This is a genomic window from Lentilactobacillus parakefiri, assembly GCF_002157585.1.
Taxonomy (GTDB): Bacteria; Bacillota; Bacilli; order Lactobacillales; family Lactobacillaceae; genus Lentilactobacillus; species Lentilactobacillus parakefiri.
The window spans coordinates 5,334-6,395 of sequence record NZ_BDGB01000061.1 but is presented as its reverse complement, the minus strand read 5'-3'; the positions used below and the strand labels follow the sequence as shown (position 1 = coordinate 6,395).

Annotated in this window: 1 protein-coding gene; it reads left to right on the top strand. The window is 38.5% G+C overall.

All coding sequences use genetic code 11. The annotated features are described in order from the left end of the window. The coding region (locus LPKJCM_RS13190; RefSeq protein WP_165758579.1) for a Cna B-type domain-containing protein at window positions 1–1,062 on the top strand (1,062 nt) is incomplete at both ends.

Here is a 1,062-nt window from a genome sequence, read left to right as displayed (position 1 = left end):
TTTAAATTATGGGTAAACTGGAACGCCAATAAGAACGCCAATAAGAACGCCAATAAGAACGCCAATAAGATAGAAAAAAATAAGCTAGTTTCGGTAAATTGGGGTACGTCAGGATCTACCAATATTCATGTAGAGCCATCTAACGAACCAGATCCTAATGAGGTTCTTAATAAATGGGGTTGGTATGACACTAATAATCCATATATTATTCATTGGCGTGTTCGGATTAATTATGCAGGTAAAACTATTAATCAGGCAGTTTATACTGACCGGGTCGATGATAATCAGGCATTAGTTCCAGGATCTGTTTCGGTATACAAAGTTAACCCTCACTCTGATGGTAGTAACTTTAATATATTATCTACTTATCCATCTAGTTCTACCATTGAAAATGGTACTTCAGGTTTTACAACTACTCTAGGTGATATATCAAACCAGGTCGTTATCGATTATAAAACTAAGATTACTAATAATGGAATCTCAGGACATTATAAAAATAATGGTAATTTGGCAGGATCTAATATCGAGAAGCAAACTATCGACGTATATTCACCAATTAATGGTGGTGGAGGTAATGCAGATACCACAACCACTATTAGCGGGACAAAGACTTGGAAGGATAACAACAATCAAGATGGAGTCCGTCCAAGTTCAATCACGGTAAACTTGTTGTCTAATGGTAAACAAGTTCAAAGCAAGAAAGTTAGTGCCAGTGATAACTGGCAGTACAGTTTCGACAACTTACCCGCTGATGCTAATGGTAAGAAGATCACCTACACGGTAACGGAAAATGCAGATGCTGGGTACACCAGTACTGTTGATGGTTACAACGTAACTAACAACCACACTCCTGCCACCGTCAAGGTATCTGGAACCAAGACTTGGAAGGATAACAACAATCAAGATGGAATCCGCCCAAGTTCAATCACGGTAAACTTGTTGTCTAATGGTAAACAAGTTCAAAGCAAGAAAGTTAGTGCCAGTGATAACTGGCAGTACAGTTTCGACAACTTACCCGCTTATGCTAATGGTAAGAAGATCACCTACACGGTAACGGAAAAT